This is a genomic window from Gracilibacillus boraciitolerans JCM 21714, from assembly GCF_000521485.1.
Classification (GTDB): Bacteria; Bacillota; Bacilli; order Bacillales; family Amphibacillaceae; genus Gracilibacillus; species Gracilibacillus boraciitolerans.
The window spans coordinates 119,216-133,528 of sequence record NZ_BAVS01000001.1 but is presented as its reverse complement, the minus strand read 5'-3'; the positions used below and the strand labels follow the sequence as shown (position 1 = coordinate 133,528).

General features: G+C 32.5%; 19 protein-coding genes and 3 pseudogenes. 10 read left to right on the top strand and 12 right to left on the bottom strand.

Features of this window, described 5'->3' with window-relative positions; genetic code table 11:
- Positions 1-260: 260 nt before the first annotated feature.
- Entirely contained in the window at positions 261-443 is a 183-nt protein-coding gene (locus JCM21714_RS00660) for a YqzE family protein (RefSeq protein WP_035720901.1), read from the bottom strand.
- 52 nt (positions 444-495) lie between these two features.
- Positions 496-969 (bottom strand): annotated as a pseudogene (locus JCM21714_RS00655) (shikimate kinase).
- A 127-nt stretch (positions 970-1,096) separates the two neighbouring features.
- On the opposite strand from JCM21714_RS00655, the gene comGA reads away from it, so the two are divergent.
- From comGA to JCM21714_RS00610, 9 genes are all read left to right on the top strand, one after another.
- Positions 1,097-1,879 carry a competence type IV pilus ATPase ComGA gene (gene comGA, locus JCM21714_RS00650; protein ID WP_369403374.1) on the top strand — a complete coding sequence of 261 codons (783 nt, stop codon included), beginning with the start codon at positions 1,097-1,099 and terminating at the stop codon, positions 1,877-1,879.
- Between the two features lie 180 nt (positions 1,880-2,059).
- On the top strand, positions 2,060-3,106 hold the full coding sequence (locus tag JCM21714_RS00645; protein ID WP_235182526.1) for a type II secretion system F family protein: 1,047 nt from the start codon (positions 2,060-2,062) through the stop codon (positions 3,104-3,106).
- 16 nt (positions 3,107-3,122) lie between these two features.
- On the top strand, positions 3,123-3,431 hold the full coding sequence (comGC, locus tag JCM21714_RS00640; protein ID WP_035720898.1) for a competence type IV pilus major pilin ComGC: 309 nt from the start codon (positions 3,123-3,125) through the stop codon (positions 3,429-3,431).
- A gap of 5 nt (positions 3,432-3,436) precedes the next feature.
- Positions 3,437-3,874 carry a competence type IV pilus minor pilin ComGD gene (gene comGD, locus JCM21714_RS00635; RefSeq protein WP_235182525.1) on the top strand — a complete coding sequence of 146 codons (438 nt, stop codon included), beginning with the start codon at positions 3,437-3,439 and terminating at the stop codon, positions 3,872-3,874.
- A 17-nt stretch (positions 3,875-3,891) separates the two neighbouring features.
- Complete coding sequence (locus JCM21714_RS19665; RefSeq protein ID WP_035720893.1) at positions 3,892-4,203, top strand: hypothetical protein; 312 nt, start codon at positions 3,892-3,894, stop codon at positions 4,201-4,203.
- 13 nt (positions 4,204-4,216) lie between these two features.
- The gene (locus tag JCM21714_RS20020; protein WP_235182524.1) at positions 4,217-4,606 is read left to right on the top strand and encodes a ComGF family competence protein; all 390 of its coding nucleotides are present in this window, start codon (positions 4,217-4,219) and stop codon (positions 4,604-4,606) included.
- Complete coding sequence (locus tag JCM21714_RS00620; protein ID WP_035720887.1) at positions 4,572-4,925, top strand: hypothetical protein; 354 nt, start codon at positions 4,572-4,574, stop codon at positions 4,923-4,925. Before JCM21714_RS20020 ends, JCM21714_RS00620 begins: the two co-directional genes overlap by 35 nt.
- A 141-nt stretch (positions 4,926-5,066) precedes the next feature.
- Entirely contained in the window at positions 5,067-5,309 is a 243-nt protein-coding gene (locus JCM21714_RS00615) for a DUF2626 domain-containing protein (protein ID WP_035720885.1), read from the top strand.
- 215 nt (positions 5,310-5,524) lie between these two features.
- On the top strand, positions 5,525-5,704 hold the full coding sequence (locus JCM21714_RS00610) for a DUF2759 family protein (RefSeq protein WP_035720883.1): 180 nt from the start codon (positions 5,525-5,527) through the stop codon (positions 5,702-5,704).
- Positions 5,705-5,915: 211 nt separating this feature from the next.
- On the opposite strand, the gene JCM21714_RS00605 is transcribed toward JCM21714_RS00610, so the two are convergent.
- From JCM21714_RS00605 to JCM21714_RS00590, 4 genes and pseudogenes are all read right to left on the bottom strand, one after another.
- Entirely contained in the window at positions 5,916-7,799 is a 1,884-nt protein-coding gene (locus tag JCM21714_RS00605; protein ID WP_035720881.1) for an LTA synthase family protein, read from the bottom strand.
- Positions 7,800-7,936: 137 nt separating this feature from the next.
- A pseudogene (locus JCM21714_RS00600) lies at positions 7,937-8,894 on the bottom strand (ROK family glucokinase).
- A 13-nt stretch (positions 8,895-8,907) separates the two neighbouring features.
- The gene (locus JCM21714_RS00595; RefSeq protein ID WP_035720879.1) at positions 8,908-9,099 is read right to left on the bottom strand and encodes a YqgQ family protein; all 192 of its coding nucleotides are present in this window, start codon (positions 9,097-9,099) and stop codon (positions 8,908-8,910) included.
- A gap of 58 nt (positions 9,100-9,157) precedes the next feature.
- Entirely contained in the window at positions 9,158-10,615 is a 1,458-nt protein-coding gene (locus JCM21714_RS00590; RefSeq protein ID WP_035721779.1) for a spore germination protein, read from the bottom strand.
- Positions 10,616-10,719: 104 nt separating this feature from the next.
- Between JCM21714_RS00590 and JCM21714_RS00585 the strand changes: the two genes are divergently transcribed.
- Positions 10,720-11,592 carry a hypothetical protein gene (locus JCM21714_RS00585; RefSeq protein WP_035720877.1) on the top strand — a complete coding sequence of 291 codons (873 nt, stop codon included), beginning with the start codon at positions 10,720-10,722 and terminating at the stop codon, positions 11,590-11,592.
- Positions 11,593-11,639: 47 nt separating this feature from the next.
- Here JCM21714_RS00585 and JCM21714_RS20015 read toward each other — a convergent pair whose 3' ends face one another.
- The 6 genes and pseudogenes from JCM21714_RS20015 to rpmG form a co-directional block, all read right to left on the bottom strand.
- Positions 11,640-11,807 (bottom strand): tetratricopeptide repeat protein, encoded by a 168-nt coding sequence (locus JCM21714_RS20015; RefSeq protein WP_158413455.1) that lies wholly within the window; start codon positions 11,805-11,807, stop codon positions 11,640-11,642.
- A gap of 13 nt (positions 11,808-11,820) precedes the next feature.
- A complete protein-coding gene (locus JCM21714_RS17890; protein WP_268748268.1) occupies positions 11,821-12,504 on the bottom strand; it encodes a rhomboid family intramembrane serine protease in 684 nt (227 codons plus the stop codon).
- Between the two features lie 32 nt (positions 12,505-12,536).
- Positions 12,537-13,175, bottom strand: coding sequence for a hypothetical protein (locus JCM21714_RS17885; RefSeq protein WP_052000304.1), 639 nt, complete (start codon positions 13,173-13,175; stop codon positions 12,537-12,539).
- Between the two features lie 77 nt (positions 13,176-13,252).
- Complete coding sequence (gene yqgO, locus JCM21714_RS20010) at positions 13,253-13,429, bottom strand: protein YqgO (RefSeq protein ID WP_158413454.1); 177 nt, start codon at positions 13,427-13,429, stop codon at positions 13,253-13,255.
- Between the two features lie 52 nt (positions 13,430-13,481).
- Positions 13,482-14,044: pseudogene (locus tag JCM21714_RS23400) on the bottom strand (5-formyltetrahydrofolate cyclo-ligase).
- A gap of 76 nt (positions 14,045-14,120) precedes the next feature.
- A complete protein-coding gene (gene rpmG, locus JCM21714_RS00570) occupies positions 14,121-14,270 on the bottom strand; it encodes a 50S ribosomal protein L33 (protein ID WP_035720875.1) in 150 nt (49 codons plus the stop codon).
- Positions 14,271-14,313 lie beyond the last annotated feature (43 nt).

Sequence of the window (14,313 nt, the reverse complement as noted above, 5' to 3'; positions counted from 1 at the left end):
AACAAAAGCACAGAGCGCCGGTTAAAAACGTAGCGACTGGAGCGAATCAACTGAGATAAAGGAATCACGGAGAGCATGCGAACCGATGATGACTTATCGTAAGATGATTCGTGAAGTCGCCTAGTTTTTGGCGCTCGGAGCTGGACGTGGCTACTCGCGTTTACTTTATCCACAGGGCTTAATTCTATAATTTCCTAGACAAAAATAAAAACCTGTTTCTTTATAGAAACAGGTTTAAAAGATTTTATGGAGATAAAAACTTAATGCTTTCTTTTTTGAATAAGCAATCGAAAGGCAAATGGTAATACACCAAACCACTTATTTGAAACTGGTATATTTTCTTGCTTTCGCTGTTCTTTCCAGTTTTTCCGTTCATCTTTTGGTGTATCCATATACTTGACGATTCTTTGGGTCATATATTTGACATAATCATTGTTGGGCAATAGAATCACACCTTTGTAATTTTACCTATATTATGTCCAACAATATGTAATACTATGCATCTAATTTAGAGACGATTTCTTCTGCAATTGCTTCGATTGCTTTACCATCTGTTTTAATAATAAAATTCGCTACTTCGCGATATACCGGTAACCGCCTTGCTAATAATTGTTTTTTATCTCTATTTTGGTTATTCCAAATTGGTCGTAATTCGTCATCCACTAAGCGACGATTAATTTCTTCCCAGGATGTATCTAAAAAGAAGACATTTCTATGTTTTTTAAGCCAGTTACAATTTTCTTCTTTTTCAATAATTCCCCCACCCCGTTGCAACAATGGTATCTTCGTTATCTGTTTGTTTTAAACCGCAGTCTCATATTCTCGGAAAACTCTTTCCCCCCCTTTTTCTTCGAATATACGGGGAATCACCATTTCATATTGATCTTCAATCATTTTATCTGTATCTTGTAGTTTACAATTTAATTTTTGCTGTAACATTTCTGCGATACTTGTTTTTCCGCTTCCCATAAAACCAATAAGATATATACTTTCCATTTTAAAGTCCTCCATCTTTTTTTATTTTTTTGAAGGAATAAAGAGATTGATGTCGAATATATGTATTGTACCATGATAAAAATAGGAGGTGAACTTTTAATTGAATAAAGCCTCGGTAATCTCCAACCAAATACTGCAGGCTGCCATTAAAGACTATGCATCAGATATCCACTTCATTCCTCACGAGCGTAACATACTTGTATATTTTCGTTGCAACGGTACAAGAATCTTTCATACTTCCCTTACTATACCACAGTATTCGATAATTATTTCTTATTACAAATTTGCCGGGAAGATGGATATTGGAGAAAATCGTTTACCACAGCAAGGCTCCATTAACTATCAATTCCAAAATCAAATGTATTCTCTACGTTTATCGACATTACCTGCTAACCATTTAGAAAGTTTGGCTATTCGCATATTGCCCCAGCACCAAGTACATTCCCTGCATCAACTATTTTTATTTCCCAATCAACTAACAACTATAAAAAACTGGCTTAATTACAAAACTGGTTTAATTTTATTAACCGGTGCCACTGGTACAGGTAAAACTACCACCTTATATGCAATTATTAAAGCTTTCATGGCAGATAATAAGTTTCAAACGATTACATTGGAGGATCCAATCGAAAAACCGTTAGAAAATGTATTACAAGTACAGATAAACGAAAAGGCAGGTATGACATATGATGTAGGTTTAAAAGCAGCTCTAAGACATGATCCGGATATTATTATGGTAGGAGAAATACGCGATCAGGCAACAGCAAAATTTGCTTTTCGTGCTTCGAACACAGGACATCTTGTTTTGTCGACTTTACATGCCAATAATGCAAAAGGAACAATTCATCGGCTACTTGAAATGGGAATAAAAAAATCGATTTAGAACACAATTTAGTTGCAGTTGCATCGATACAGCTCCTTTCATTAAATCTCACCAAGTATAAGGATCAGCGGGCAGCAATCTTGGAAATATTAGACTCAAAAGATATTGAGCAGATTTTACAATATCATGATTACAAATCTCGATCATCTTTCCATAACCTAAGGAGAAAAGCCTATGCATATGGTTATATTATGGATCCATAATACACGTCACAATAATTTATCACTAAACGATCAATATCATATTTTACATCGCTTTGAACAATTACTAAACAATGGCTATAGTCTTAATGATGTATTAGATATTCTAAAATGGGAAAAGCATTTAAGACCTCTCCTTCAGGAAATGGAAAATTTATTATATGGTGGAGAATCATTTGTTAATACATTAGAAAGAGTCCATTTCAATAGTGAAGTTATTCATTTTCTTAAAATAGCTGTGCAACATGGTAATTTAACCAATGGATTACAGCAGTGTTGTCGGCTTTTGCAACAGCGCATGCAATTTATTGAAAAGTTGAAAAAATTATCGCGTTATCCACTTTTTCTATTTGTATTTTTCTTCATCATTCTCTATTTTATGAAAACATCGATTTTTCCTTCCTTTACACAATTAATCGGAACCAATAACAATGTTACAAGTGTATTTCATACAGCAGAGTTTGTTATCAATATTATTTTTTATGGAACCATTTTTAGTGTACTTGGTGGAATATCGATATTCATCAGCAGCTTATTATTTAAAAACTTACTAAACATTGATGCGAAAATAACCTTTTTTCTTTACATTCCTATCTATAAAAACTACAAGCGCATGCAAACTACCTATCTAATGGCCAATCATTTAGCAAGTCTATTTAATAGCGGCTTAACGATGAAAGATAGCTTGCAAATACTTAAATCAGAAAAGCAACAGAATATTGTAAATTATTACAGCACCATAATTAGTGATCACTTGGCCCAGGGATATAGCTATGCCACCATTTTGCCACAATGCAGACTACTAGAAGATCAGTTAGCCAAAATCTTGATAAAAGATCGAAACCAAACTCAAATACAACAGGAATTAGCACTATATGCTGATCATTTAATTGCTCAGATAGAAGCATATTTAAAAAAGTGGATAACCATTCTTCAGCCAATTTTGTTAAGTGTTTTAGCGTTATTTATCGTTTTTGTCTATTTATCATTAATGTTACCGATGTTTGACTATATTAAAACTATGTAAATAAAGGAGAATTTCTATGAAAAATCAAAAAGGGTTTACCTTAATTGAAATGTTAATTGTACTAGCTGTCATTAGTATTCTGTTAATTTTAATTGTTCCTAATTTAGCTGATAAAAGTGATACGATTCAAGATAAAGGGTGTGAAGCACTACTTCAAATGGTAGAAAATCAAGTCATTGCTTACGAAATTGATAATGGTGAAAAGCCTGATGATCTTACTGTTTTGGAAGGTGATTATGTAGATTCCCTAACATGTGATAACGATACTAGAATTGTTTCAGTCATTACAGCAGAACCATATAAATTAGGGTTAACTGATAATTGAAGCTGATGACTAATCAATCCGGATTTACACTGATCGAAATGCTTATTGCTCTTTCATTAACCACTATCATTCTAGCGATAAGTTTTAGTATTTCACTAAAAACTTATGATACTTTTCAGTATCAAGCATTTATCGAACAATTTGATAAGGATTTATTGTATTTGCAACAACTGGCCATGACAAAACATGAAAATTACTATCTTCATTTTGAACGTCAACAAAATCGCTATCAAATTCGAAAAGGTGGATTAGGAACAAATATCATTGAACGAAGTTATCCGCCTAAATGGGAGATAGAGCCTGTTACACTAAAGCTGCCAATCCAATTTTCGCCTAAAGGAAACCTCCACAAACCAGGTACTCTAAAAATTAAAACTGACTATAGTGTTTATTTTATAATATGTCCTTTTGGCAAAGGAAGATGTTATGATTATAAAACATAATCAAAAGGGGGTTTTACTTGCTAGAAACACTAATTTCAGTTGCACTGTTTTTCACCATTTGTTTAACATTATTACCCATTCAATACCAATTGCTACTGGAAAAGAAAATAACAAATGATGAAGAAATAGTCATGTATTTTCTTTCTGAAGAATTGCACAAAACAATGGTATCACCAATTGTTGAGGATACAATCATATACAATGACATACTTAGTACGCCAGTCACCCTCAGATATACTACAACCACTAATTTAATTAAAGGATGTGTTAGTTGGAGAAATGCAAAGCAACGATTACAAACGAAATGCTTATATGGGAAGCCCATATGAAAAAGGATATATAATGGTAGAAGCCTTACTATCCATTCTCCTTTTGCTAATATTGATGTCCTGGCTATCACATGTTTATCTTTTATGGAGGCACCAAGATCAAGAAGAACTTTTAATGGTTAGCCATTTTCATCATGTTTTGGAATTAGAAGTTCAATGGTCACAAAAAATATACGTTCATCTTAATCAAGTATATTTCTTGCAAAACACAGGAGATGAGGTGATAGTCTCTTTTCATAATAATAAGATTCGAAGGCAAGTTAATGGAAAAGGCCATGAAGAATTATTACGAAATATTAATCAGTTTACTGCCGTAGAATATTCTGACGAGATTGTAATATCAATTCTAACTAATAGTGGTGAGCAATTTGAAAAAGTTTTTCTTAAAACAATGGAAAAATGAAGACGGCTATATATTTCCGTTAACCAGTTTTATTTTACTAATAGCTTTACTACTAACATTTCATCAAATAGAACAGTTTCATCACCAGCAAAGACTAAATGAATTAAGTGAAGAACAATACTTTTTAGAAATGCTTTATCAAAAAGCTATTATCTCCCTTAAACAGGAGAAAAATCCCCCACCTTATGACTATGTTTTTCCAGATGGAAGTGTTCATATCACCTTATTAGCTGAGGAAGATCTGAATAATGTATTTCAAATGAATTTAGAAACAATTAAGGGTAGTTCACGAACGATAAATTTGAAATACCCTGAATGATGTATAAAATATCATTAATGTAGCCATATTATGAACAATTCTAATACAAGATAAAATCCTTGTATTAGAATAATTTACATTTTTGATTTACTCGTTTATAATATGATTGATACATAGTGATTTTAAGGAGGTGGGGGAACAATGGATCGAGTTTTCCGTATGCTCGCTTTTTGGACAGGAATATTTACAGTAATGTTTTATGTTGGTGATATGATAAATATGGCATATTTGTTTTTAGCACAAACTATCTTTTTTCTAGGTGTTGGATTCTTAAAATTATCTGAAAGAATGTATATGTATTTATTTGGTGCTTATTGTACTGTATTCTTTATTGGTTTTACTTTCTATACCAACTTTATTCTTGTTCCTGGTTTCGGACATTAAAGATTAAGGCGCTTTGATCCAGTAAAGATCTGAGCGCCTTTCTCTAATTTTAGATCGATCAAAAAATCTTGTTTATGTATAGATTATCTTTATTAATTATAATAGACAAAAGAATCTTTTTGTTTTAAAATATATATGGATCTTCTCTATACATATTAAATTGATAAATGTTCAAACTGGAATGGATACACTCTCACATGTGAGGAGGATAAAAAATGGAATTAGGATTTATAATTCTTTTAGTAACGATTCTATGTGTAGTTGCTATTGTACGTGAATTTAAGGCACATAACATGTTCGGAGTTGCCTTTGCAGGTATAGCTGCGCTCGTTTTTGGATTCTTTTCTATTGGAACTTTATATTGGGAATTAATACGTCCACTATTTCAAAACTAAAAGAATGGTACAAAACTAATCGAATAACACTAAAATCCGAGCGATAATGCGAATTCTGCAATGAGAATTTATTATCGTTCGGATTTTTTATTGCATAATATTGAACTTAACTTAACTAACTGATGTAGCCATTGCAAGTTATAAAAAGTACAGGAGGCCTTTCCTACCTTATAAAAAAGAGATGAACATTAATATGTTCATCTCTTTTTTATTACTCATCAGCGAAATCATAAAATCTTAATAGATCTCCAAAAATGATTTTATCGGAATAATTTAATTCCTTTTGAACTTTTTCTACATAAGGCTGGCAAGCAGATTGTTCTTCACCATCTGTTTCAATGGTATTTTCAATTACTTCACCTGTTTGACGATCATAGCATGAATCATTTGAATATATATATTCTTCGGTTATAAAACTACCATCTCTTAGCGCTATAAAGTCTTTTCGTTCATCTCCAAATAAATCAGTACCAAAGGACAAGTCATTACTGTCATCAATACCTAATAAATTTAAAATGGTAGGTTTCACGTCAATTTGACCAGATATCTTTGAAATTACTTCTCCTTCTTGACCAGGAATATGAAGATAGAATGGTACTTTTTGTAATTGAACATGTAAATAATCGTTATATTCTTTATCTAAATATTGGCTCATTGCTTTCTTATGAAAGTCGCTAATACCATAATGATCTCCCATTATAATGAATACAGAATCTTCATATAAACCAATATCTTTCATATATTGGAAAAATTCTTCGATTGCTTCATCTGTATATCTAACTGTTTGAAAATAGTTATTCAATGTTTTTGAATTAGAATCATACTTTTCAAGCGTAGCATCTTCTGGGTCTAATTCAAATGGATAATGATTAGTTAAAGTTATAAATTTTGAATAAAATGGTTGTTCCATTTTTTCAATATATTTTAAAGATTGCTTAAAAAATTCTTTATCTTTTAAACCCCAACCAACTGAATTCTGATCTGTAACTTCATAAGAATCAATATCATACAATTGATCATATTCTATATTTTCGTACATAACATCTCTGTTCCAAAAACTGTTATCATTAGCATGAAAAACAGATGAAGTATAACCATTATTACCGATGATTTCAGGCAAAGAATGATAATCATTTTGTGCATGTGTAAAATAAACAGCGCCTCTTGGTGATGGGTATAAGGAATTTTCAATTAAAAATTCTGAATCTGATGTCTTCCCTTGTGCTGTTTGATGATAGAAATTCTCAAAATAGTAGCTATCATCAATTAAATCATTTAAAAATGGTGTAACTTCTTCACCATGAAGTGTATTATTTATCACAAAGGATTGCAGAGATTCAATCTCTAAAAAGATAATATTTTTATCTTTTGCTATACCAAACATTTCTTTACTACCATCAGTAGTAGTTTCATCTTTGATATAGTCGCTTATCTCTTTTAATTCATTGCCATCAGCAAAAACTCTTTGTGCTTGAGATTTTGATTGAAGTACAGCATCGTAAATAAGATAATTAAATACCCCCCCAATATTTTTCACTAAATATTCACGATCAAAAGTTCTTTGTAATAATTGTGGTCTTTCCATTTCAGCAAGCCCATAATTGACAACTAACAATACAACAGACGTTGTCAAAACTAATCGTTTATATCGTTTAGTGAAAGTACCTGTAATTTGAGTCCCGTACTTCTTAGCTACTGTCCAGACAATAACTACATCAGCGAACAATACAATGTCCCAATATTTTATTAAGCCAAGAACACTGCTCCCTAAATCTGCAGCATTACTTCCCTGAAATAATAAAGGTATAGTAATGAAATCTGAGAAATTTCGATAAAATACTATATTGAAATATAAAATAATCGATCCAATTAGAATACCATACTTTATAAACTTAATCTGTCTTCTTTGATTAAAAAACAAACTTAACATAAAGAAAAACAGAGCACCAATAAATGGATTTATAAACAAAATCAATTCTTGCATCATATTATCTAATGAAATATTAAACACAAATCTATAAATTATATATGTTTTTAGCCCAAATAATAGCGTTGCAAATAAATATAAGGGCATTTGTAGCTTTTTATTAAACATTTGATTATCCTCCTCAAAATGATAGAACCTATTTTCTATTTTTCTCTCTTTATTTATTATAGACGAACAACATCACACAAAAGTTTCAACAATCTTAAAAAAAGTTACAATTAGTTTACAAGCCTTATTAATTTGAGTTAATTATTTTGTAATACTAAGTATGCTCCACCGTAAACACCGGCATCATTTCCTAAAGCAGCTAATACAAATTCGCAAGCTTCATTTGTCCGAGGCAGTGTATACGTTTCAAATGCGCGTTTAACTGGTAATAATAAAGCATCCCCTGCTTTTGATACACCGCCACCGATCACAATTTTAGCAGGATTAATTATAACTGCTATATTTGCAAGCGAAAAACCTAATATATCAAAAGTACGATCTAATAAATGCATCGCATCCTGATCACCATCTGCTGCAGCTTCAAATATCTCTTTTGTTGTGATTCTATTAATTTGATTTTTTTTCTCTTTTAACTTTAGGCTTTACCTTCAGCTAATAATTCCTCAGCTTGTCGAACAATACCAGTAGCTGAAGCAACTGTTTCCAGACAACCCTTTCTACCACAATTACATGAAGCACCATTTTTTTCAACGGTAATATGACCTATTTCAGCTCCCGTACCATTAGCTCCACTAATTACCTGGCCATTAGCTATGATTCCTCCTCCGACACCAGTTCCTAAGGTAACAGCTAACATATTGTTTACTTGGTTTCCTGCCCCTTTCCAATTTTCACCGAGTGCAGCTATATTGGCATCATTGTCCACATATACTTGTAAACCTGATAAATCTCTTAATATATCTTTTAAAGCAAAATCTTTCCATCCAATATTTACAGCTATAGCAACTTTACCCGTTCCTGGCTCAATAAAACCTGGCGCGCCTACACCCATCCCTAAACATCGGTCTTTACTTATACTTAATTCAGATAATTTTTTTCAATGGAATTCCAGATATCTTGTGGGACGCTTTTTCCACCGTTCTTAAGTACGGTTGGAATTTCCCATTTATCGATCATTTCCCCTTGTATTGAAATAATGGCATTTTTAACAGTTGTTCCTCCAATATCTACCCCAATTAGTATATCTTTATCCATTTATTCTCACCCTTTATTTAATTTTTTCCTTTTCTCTTATTAAAAGTAGACTTCCTTGTATAAATTCTTCGTTTGATATCATTTTCATTTGATAAAGCTCATTTAATTCTTCTTCCATGAGTTCTAAATCAGCTAAACGATCACCTATATAGATGATCGTTCCGAATTTTAATAATAGTTTTCGTAAATCGTAAATACTTTCCATTTCATATCACCTAGGATATTATAACAAATGCGATTGTAAAAGGAAATAAAAAACTTTTCTAACGATCAGGATCTTGAGGGTTTAAAAATGACGGACGATTCTTATCATGTGGTATTGGTTGGCGTATCAATACGTTCATGAAAGCTTTCGCATCAAATGGAATGAAAGGCCAGAAATATCCTATATAAAAGGTTTTTAAGTTAGTTAAATATAATATATAACAGGTAAAACCTATCACAAATCCCTTCACACCTAATAGCGCTGTAATGATTAATAACATAATTCGGGTGACACGATTAGCAAGACTTAATTCATAACTAGGGGGGGTTGCAAATGTACCCATTACTACAACAGCAAGATATAATACAACTTCATTGGAAAACAAACCAACTTCCACTGCAATTTGTCCGATAATAATGGCTGATACCAGTCCTAGGGCGGTCGCTAATGATGAAGGTGTATGAATAGCAGCCATTCTTAATACATCTATCCCAACCTCCGCTATTAGAAATTGGACGATTAGTGGAAGCAGGCCTATCTCTTTTGGTCCTATAAACGCTAATTCCTCAGGTAATATTCCCATCTCAGTCGATAATAGATAATAAAAAGGTAGTAAAAATAAAGAGGCAAACACCGCCAAAAAACGAACCATTCGTAAATATACTCCAATAAATGGTTTTTGACGATACTCTTCTGCATGTTGTAAATGATGCCAATATGTTGCAGGGGTTATCATCACACTAGGAGAACCATCAATAATAATAAGGATATGTCCTTCATATATGTGTTCTGAAGCAGTATCAGGTCTTTCAGTGTAGCGTATTGTTGGATACGGATTCCATGTTTTACCACTCAGAAATTCTTCGATCGTTTTCTCTGCCATTGGTAAACCATCCGTATCTATTTTATCTAAATGTTGCTTCAACATTTCTACTTTATCAGAATCAGCAATATCTGCTAAATAGCAAATACAAATATCTGTTTTTGACCTTCTGCCGATTGAAGTATATTCCATTCTCAACGTCTTATCACGTATTTTTCTTCTAATGAGTGCTGTATTAAAAATGATGGTCTCAACAAATCCATCTCTTGAACCTCTAACCACTCGTTCCAAATCAGGCTCTTCAGGACCTCTAACAGGATATGTCCGTGCATCAATCATGATTATCTTGTCAAGACCTTCTACCAATAATGCTGTTGGTCCTGCTAAAACTAACTCTGCAGCCTTGTTTAAGTCTTGTTCCACATCAATTTCAACGTATGGAATATTCCTCTTAATTAACTTATCCAAAGCATTTTCTTCTAAATCACCATCTTTTAATTCAGCTAAAAATCTCATTAAATAATGTAGAATATCATCTTTCACCAAACCATCAATTAAAAATAGTGCCATCTTTTTACCGGCATACTGAACATCTAGATGAATAAGGTCAAAACTCTTGTCTACTGATAAATAATCGTGTATATATTGAACATTTTTATCATAGTTATGGTACAAACGTTTCTCTTGCTCCATTAGCATCCCTACTTTCTTAGCTTCTGGCATTAGTTTACTCCATATCTAAAGATTAATGCGGAATGTTAATGGACAAGTTGAAATATCCAAATGAGGGATATTTGATGATAAAAACAAGAAAAGCACAGATTATAACCTGTATATGTATGATGATAGTACTGCTATTACTATTACTATCCCAACGTCCAGTCGAAGAAATGATAAAATATTTTCCATTAGATGAATCTATTTCTTTTGACTCAGCCACAACAGAATTACGCTTATTACATGAAACGGGAAATGATCAATACCTAATTAAATGGACATCAAAAAGTACCCTTCATGACGTAATCTACTTAAGGCAAGATGTCTCTTTACTATATATGGATGGTCGATTAAAAGGTATGAAAGGTTTATGGAAGGAACAGGAAAAGGATATTAAGCTCGAATTGACTTTCGAGGAAAGCGATAGCAGTCACTTTCAGGCGCTCAGCTTTCATCATGGGGGGGAAGCACACTATCCAAACGATGAAATCAAAAGCATACAACAGATGTCCAGTGATCATCTCTACGTCATTGATTCACCTTACAGTGCTCTGGAATCATTTAGAGAACCCTCTTCATCATCACAAGAAGAATGGAGGGAAACAATTGAAAAGACTACAAATCAGCAGCTTCAATTTACATGGAAAGAATGGTTGACAGCATCCAATATCCAAGCGGATGACTATATTTTAATTCCTTTCATCGATATTGTGCAATTTCAAGAACAGCCCATTAGTCAGCTTTCGCAAGAACAAACAGATAAAATTATTGGACAACTATGGGAAGGAATATATAAAGAATATATTTTACCAATTTCTAACCAAACTAAAACAAAAAATCAAATGATGCCATTGATATTAATTGATAAAGACCTTGATCATTTAATCGTTCTATTTAGCAACGAACAAAACCAACTAGAAACACTATATCAAAAAATATCACTTAGTCATTAAATAATCTATTATTTGTAAATAAAAACAGCATTTTATGGCATCTTTTCTTAGATTTCTTTGTATAAATCTTGATATACTTCTTTTTCGGGATTAAGTAATAATAACTGCTTAATTGCTGCCAATGCTTTGGTATAATTCTCGTTTTGTTGATATATTAATGCCAAGTTATACCATGCTTCCTCAAAATTTGGCTTTTGTTGGACAGCGGCTTCCAAATCTTCTTGAGCTTTATCGTATAATTCTAAATGGACATTGGCAAGTGAGCGATAAAATAATATTCTGCAGAAAGTCATTTGCAAATGGCAATGTTTGATCTGAAATATCGATAACTTTCTCATATTTTTCTTCTTGTAAAAGATCTTGTATTCGTTGGATCTGCATTCTTTCATTAAATTGTACTTCATCATTTGAGATTCCATAAGTCAGCATAGAAAATATGCAGAAAGCATAAACAGCTAAAGCGATAAGCTGCTGAATATAGACATTGTTTTTTGGAAACATTACCATCCAGGAAGCAATAAAGCCACCAATTAAACCTCCGATATGTGCAGCATTATCAACTTGTTGGACAGCAAATCCAAAAACTATATTTAGAATAACAACAAATATGACGTTTGTACCCATTGTTTTAAAGAATACTTTTGGAAACTTAATACCAAAAAATAATAGGGCACCAAACAAACCGAATAAAGCACCCGAAGCACCTGCGGCTATGCTTGGATTTAAAGCAAAACTTGCTATTCCGCCAGCAATACCAGCTAAAAAGTAGATAAGCAGAAAACGAGTATTACCATAAATACGTTCCACCAATGTTCCGACAAAATATAATGCAAGCATATTTAAGGCAAGGTGTAAAACTCCTATGTGCAGAAACATGGAAGTGATTATTCTCCACCACTCCCCCCCTTCCATCATAGCGATATTATATTTAGCTCCATATTCTATTAGAACTTCGGGATTAGTGGAGCCCCCCCTGCATACTCAAGAAAAAGAAAAACCAATATATTAATAGCTAATAAAACATACGAATAGCGCGGTTTACCTTTACTAAACATTGCTAAGATTTCCTTCTCAGCTTCTTTATGTAATTGCGTGATCCGCTGTTTCAGTAATTCTATTTGATATTCTAGCTCTAACAAATTTTCCGGAACAGAGAAAAGAAACGAACTGCTTACGTTGCTTTGTTGATAAAAACGATCTATCTCTTCTTTATCTTTTCCATATATATAAATATATGATTGGTCTATTTTATTGGCACGACCTGAAGATGAAATTAATTCCTCCCAATCATCAACAGGTTGATTCTCACATATAAACATATGATGAAAGCTGATTCGTTCTTGTAAGAATGGAAGTCTCAATTGTTGAACCGCTCGTTTCTCAAAGGTTTCAACAGATGAAGCTAAGTCTCTCTTCCAGTCATATTGGTTTAAAGAGACTCTAACAATATCTGTCTTTCTTTTTTCTTTTTTCCACAATAAATATTCTTCCCGCGTATTAGAGAACGATAACAATTCAAATTCTTCTTTTTCCATTAAATGAAGTACTAATTTTTTTTGAATAAGTTGATTTTTAATATACATAGTAACACCTGCCTTATTACTATTCTAATCATACCACGAATCTTTTAGATGAGAATAACAATAAGGATTTGTCACAGTTATTTAAATATGGAACCAATCATTTTATTTCGAATGAAAGGTATTTTCATCGCTAACCGCACACCTAACTTCCGCAAGAATGAAATTTTAGCTAATCCGTTTATAATCGCATGACGAAAAACAAAAACAATGGTTATACTAGCAGTTATAAGCAGCATTACTTTAGATAATCTCAATTTTGACACTCCCTCAAGTTATTATCTAAAGTATTTCACCATTTTAATATTTTTATGTGTGACTACAATAAATAGTGCCAAAATCTGTAACGATTATGTCAACTGGGATGTCGTACTTTTCCTTACTAATCGTTGACTTGATTTGAAAACTTGCTGCCAAGGAAAGTTTTTGACCCTGATATTCTCTTAAATAACGATCATAAAAGCCACCCCCATAGCCAATTCTATACCCTTTAGTGTCAAAAACGATGCCAGGAATAATAATGAGGTCATGTTCATTTTTTTTCACTAGTTTTGCACAATTTGCTAATGGCTCCTTTATTTTCATCCTCGTGATTCCAAGCTATCTCCATGTTGATAGTGATAAAATTGCATCGTCGAATATGCGAAATCAGTCCGTGGAATAGTAATTATCTTGTTTTCTTGCCATGCCTGATTAATAAGAACATTTGTATTCCACTCTGATTCTTTAGAATATGTGATTCCAATAATATTAGCCTTCTGCCAAATCTCAAGTCGAAATAACCGAGTATACATCGCATGCTCAATCTCCTCTTTATTGCTGATCCTATTCCATGCAGCTAGAGTATCCTGTCTAATATGTTTTTTATTCATCTCCTTATTCATCCTATCCTATTTATATATCTAAAAAACTCTTACCATTAATAAAATGGTAAGAGTTTTTTTGTAATTATTTTGTTTCACGATGTAACGTATGTTTTTTCAAACGTGGGCTATATTTTTTCAGCTCTAAACGTTCAGGATGTTGACGTTTATTTTTAGTTGTAATATAATTACGATCACCTGTTTCTGTACAAGCTAAAGTAATATTAACGCGCATGGTTTTCCCTCCAAACTAAATCATACATCTACTTTTTTATCAA

Excerpts from the sequence above, each read along its gene's own strand:
- JCM21714_RS00645 (WP_235182526.1), top strand. The coding sequence starts at position 2,060 with ATGGTTATATTATGGATCCATAATACACGTCACAATAATTTATCACTA.
- comGC (WP_035720898.1), top strand. The coding sequence starts at position 3,123 with ATGAAAAATCAAAAAGGGTTTACCTTAATTGAAATGTTAATTGTACTA.
- comGD (WP_235182525.1), top strand. The coding sequence starts at position 3,437 with ATGACTAATCAATCCGGATTTACACTGATCGAAATGCTTATTGCTCTT.
- JCM21714_RS20020 (WP_235182524.1), top strand. The coding sequence starts at position 4,217 with ATGGTAGAAGCCTTACTATCCATTCTCCTTTTGCTAATATTGATGTCC.
- JCM21714_RS00615 (WP_035720885.1), top strand. The coding sequence starts at position 5,067 with ATGGATCGAGTTTTCCGTATGCTCGCTTTTTGGACAGGAATATTTACA.
- JCM21714_RS00610 (WP_035720883.1), top strand. The coding sequence starts at position 5,525 with ATGGAATTAGGATTTATAATTCTTTTAGTAACGATTCTATGTGTAGTT.
- JCM21714_RS00605 (WP_035720881.1), bottom strand. The coding sequence starts at position 7,799 with ATGTTTAATAAAAAGCTACAAATGCCCTTATATTTATTTGCAACGCTA.
- JCM21714_RS00595 (WP_035720879.1), bottom strand. The coding sequence starts at position 9,099 with ATGGAAAGTATTTACGATTTACGAAAACTATTATTAAAATTCGGAACG.
- JCM21714_RS00590 (WP_035721779.1), bottom strand. The coding sequence starts at position 10,615 with ATGGAGCAAGAGAAACGTTTGTACCATAACTATGATAAAAATGTTCAA.
- JCM21714_RS00585 (WP_035720877.1), top strand. The coding sequence starts at position 10,720 with ATGATAAAAACAAGAAAAGCACAGATTATAACCTGTATATGTATGATG.
- JCM21714_RS17890 (WP_268748268.1), bottom strand. The coding sequence starts at position 12,504 with ATGGAAGGGGGGGAGTGGTGGAGAATAATCACTTCCATGTTTCTGCAC.
- JCM21714_RS17885 (WP_052000304.1), bottom strand. The coding sequence starts at position 13,175 with ATGTATATTAAAAATCAACTTATTCAAAAAAAATTAGTACTTCATTTA.
- rpmG (WP_035720875.1), bottom strand. The coding sequence starts at position 14,270 with ATGCGCGTTAATATTACTTTAGCTTGTACAGAAACAGGTGATCGTAAT.